The sequence below is a fragment of the Phormidium sp. CCY1219 genome, from assembly GCF_055795085.1.
Genome location: NZ_JAYFEQ010000863.1, coordinates 1 through 4241, shown reverse-complemented (window position 1 = coordinate 4241; position 4241 = coordinate 1). Strand labels below are relative to the sequence as shown.

Below are 4241 nucleotides of genomic sequence, written 5' to 3'. Positions count from 1 at the left end.
CAAGCAGTGCATTGCATATAAGTCCTGCCTCGCCCCTCGGATTCATTGTAGGCGATCGCCCCAGGGATTGTCAACCCAGAATTTTTGCTTGATGGTTCAACATGAGAAGATAAGCAGATTGCGGAAAAATAGTCATCTGTCCTTTGGGATTAGTCCTTTGTGGAAGTACCCACCACTCATGACTAATGACTATCAACCAACAACCAATGACTAATGACTACGGGAGTAACGTTAGCCACCTTGCAAATTAGTTGCGGCGATTGCCCAACATCGGTATCGAGTCTTGGAGGAGAATATTCTCTAAAGCGCAATTGAATAGTTTCTCTCGAGCGTCAAACAAGCAGTGCATTGCACACAAGTCCTGCCTCGCCCATCGGATTCATTGTAGGCGATCGCCCCAGGGATTGTCAACCCCCAATTCTTATTCGATCGCCCAACATTAGCAAATCAGCAGATTGAGGAAAAATAGTCTTTTGTGGTTCATCCAGTTAATTCTAGTGGGAGTTAGTGCCAGGGGTGATTGAGGTTCCACGGGAGTAACGTTAGCAACCTTGGAAATTAGTTGGCGATCGCCCTAGTTAACTTAGTGGATTGACGAGAAAGGACTAATCTTGTCGGTGAAGCGCAATTGAATAGTTTCTCTTCTCAAAATGCAAGCAATGCATTGCACATAAGTCCTGCTTGGCAGATCGACTTTATTGCATTCTAGACGATCGCCCCAGGGATTGTCAACCCCCAATTCTTTCACCACTCAATTTAACCACAGGAAAAATGACCAATGACTAAGGACAAACAACAAAAATAATCTTTGGTAGGTTCATTGAAGTAATGCTGGTTGGAAGTTAGTACCGGGGGTGATTGACATCCGAGTTAAGTGGCGTAAGTTGAGTAGAGTAAGGGCGTAAAGTGATTTGCTAACTCCTTTTACCAACAATCAACAACCAACAAGCAACAACCAATGATTAATGACTAATGACTAATGACATTAAATCACCTTAACGCCCTCCTGTCAATCGCCTGACTTCCAAGGGTTAAAGAGAATTCTATAATATCCGCGCGTTTCGCTGCAATTGGCGCAATATTTTCCTCCAAACCGCCCAGAGAATGTAGGATATTGAACTTTGCAACATACTGCGCCACATACCGCCAAACTGGGGAAGTGGGGTAGCGAGAAATATGGAAATAGATGTAATCGAATAATTCCTCAAGATAGAGTAAATAGTTGTTGACAGATTCTGCATTTGAGAAACTACGAGGAATAGAGAGCATAAATTGCCAGAAGTCCTTAAAGAACCACTTGGGAATTGCAGTTCCTTGATAATCAAAGGGTAACTGATGCGCTGGATAGTATAGCATCGCCGCCAACAGATAGCGAATTTTGTCTGGAGTGGACAACCCTTTAGCGAGATTAGTATTTAACTTCTCGATTAAAGTGATTTCGCTGTCAGTAGCGGGTTCATTTTGAACGCCCATTTGCAGTAAGATGCGATGGTCATTACCTACACCACTGCGATAGGTCATTTCCAGGCGATCGCTTCGGGTATTCAACCAGCGATCGGCGATTTGTTTTCGCAGAGGACATAAATTCATCGGTGTCCAATTTCCCACCTTATTATCCCGCAAAATTGGTTCGCTATCCCACGGGTTGAAAGGAACTAGCTTTTGCGCGCCCAAATTCGGACGCCAAAACTGTTTCCCATCTTCATTCAACATGCAAGCTACAAACGAAAATGTACTGTTGGAAATTCCGACAACATCGCAATGAGTCAACAGATAGAAATCCGGATAAAACTCTGCTTCGGGCAATTTAAGCCCTAAAGTGTTCGCCGTCACGGGATGATAGTCGGAAAACTCAGAAACTACATTGTCCAAATCATCGCTAGCGACAAACAAAACAGGATTTTCCAGCGTTTGCCACAATGAACTTAACCACTCCTTATACCATTGAATCGGCGTGACGAAAAAGTAGGAAAATCCATAGTCTTTCCGACGGATATGCAATCCGACTACTGTTTTCCCTTGGGCGCGCAAGCGATTTAATGCTGGCGTAAGTTTAGACTCAATTTCTGGTATTGGCTGAAACAGGCGTTTAAACGCTGCCTTCTGTGAAGCATAGTAGCGAGTATGGAACTGAAAATAACCCCAAATATCCACATCTTTGAGTGGAGATTTAGCATTCAAAATCGGCGATTCAGCAATCTGCTTGCTTCTATCCCGAATTTCGGGTAAAATCCGGGAAATCGGCGGGTCTTGATGGCCAAATAACCGCTGTCCGATCCACTCAGGAGTTTCCACGCGCAGGTGATGTTTGCTGGCGTAGAGTTTCAAAAATGCATACTGAAACAGTTGATTGGCAAATCGCCCATTACTCCCCAAAGTGGACATTGTAATTCGAGAAATTGTTGCCAATTGTGTATTTTCGGAGTTCTCTGCTTTTGCAGAGTATTTCCCTAAAGAGTAATCGGTGGTTGCTGTGGAGAAATGCTTTACTTGTGTATCTGGGAAGGGTTGAGGGTTTACCTGATAATAAAGCTTGCGAAGGGAATTTGCCAGGGGGTTTAGGTCTAAAGTGTCCGATAAGACAGTGGTGCAAAATTCGGGAACAGCAAGGGTGTAGTTGAAGCGGTGAATGTTGCTTGCTAAAGCACTAGTCATTTCGGGGAAAGGACCGGGAACATCATGTAGGATCGCCACTCCTTTATCGCTTAATAAGGAATGCGCCAGTTCTAAGGCTAAATTGCGAATAGGCCATCCGGAATAAGTACGTCCTTTTATGGTTACTTCGTCTTGGCGATCGCCGGCATCGATAAAAATAATATCAAAATAACCCCTCCCGTACTTTAGCGGATATTCCACATAGCTTAAAATTTCTTCCTCGGTCCAACAGTGTCCCTCGAAATATGCCTTTCCCTCATAACTTGTGACGTCAATGAGTTGATAATCAATGTCTATCTCTTCCCTCGCTGCTTCCCACACAGAGGCAAATGTATGATACCACTCCTCATTATCTTCAATCGAAACAACTTGCTTGCAGATTAACGAGGCAATAAATTGCTCGCTGTTGCACCCCGGTCCATACTCAAGCACTCTCAAAGGGCGGCGTTTCAGGCGATATTGCTGGACAATCGCATAAGGCAATATCCATTTAAAACTGTGAACTTCTTCATTCGATCCATACTGCACCAAATGTTTGGCAAATTCGCGAGGAAAATCTACATAAGGTTGACAGAGTTGTTCTAGATTAATCTGCTGGACAAGTTGGGCATTTTTGCAGAGAATTGCATTACCCACATGAGAAATCGGGTGGAATATTTCGGCAAAATTCTCAATCTCTGCAATCGAAAATGATTTAACCACCGGCAAATGCCAGTCAATCAGCAAAATCCACTGATATCCGAGGGATTTCAGAATTTCTAAAGAGGCGATCGCGCTATTAAAATATTTCATTGTCCACCCGCCCTGCTGACTTTGGCGAGACCCACCACCACCATACTCAAACTGTACGATATCCGGAAGTTGTGCTGGGGCAATTTCTCTCAATCCCTGAATAATTGCCAATTCACTTCCTTCCGTATCTAACTTCAAAATAGAAACTCGTTCGATTCCCCATTTTTGCAGCAGAGATTTGAGGGTGAAAGAAGGTACTTGCACGCGGGGGGAAGATGTTTCGCTCAACCCTGGAGAAGCAATATCTAAATCCAGTCTTTCTTTCCCCTGGGTCGTAACTCCCCACCAATCTGGATTTAAGGAATTCAAGTTAATATTGCGATCGCCTTCATATTCGCCCAAATAAAGCGTCACCGGACCATCTTTGTCGCTAATCGCTGCTGCTTCTAAAGGTACCTGAAACTGCTGACAACTCCGTACTAAATCATCCGTCGGCATCGGTTCTACCGCCAGAGTGGGAAAACCCCGCTTCACAAAATCGACAAAATAATACTCTTGCGTTCCCACACCAATCTCGATCGCCGCCCCTTGGCGGTTTGGATCTAAAATGGTGGCAAATGTGGTGAGTAAATGTCGGGAACAAGCTTCGTACTTCATCAGGTTAACTCCAGGCGATCGCCAGCTATTGTAGCATTCTAGTGTGAGTGGTCATTAGTCATTAGTCATTAGTCATTAGTCATTAGTCATTAGTCATTTGTCATTAGTCATTTGTCATTGGTCATTAGTCATTTGGCTATGCGCGCGAAATTGTTGCCCGAAGCGGTTGACAAAAAAAGCGGTAGGGGGTAGAATGA

General features: G+C 44.1%; 1 protein-coding gene. It reads right to left on the bottom strand.

Translation table 11 applies throughout. From position 1 onward, the window contains the following. Positions 1-990 precede the first annotated feature (990 nt). On the bottom strand, positions 991-4044 hold the full coding sequence (locus AC0QH1_RS28290; RefSeq protein ID WP_324634787.1) for an FkbM family methyltransferase: 3054 nt from the start codon (positions 4042-4044) through the stop codon (positions 991-993). Between the last annotated feature and the right edge of the window lie 197 nt (positions 4045-4241).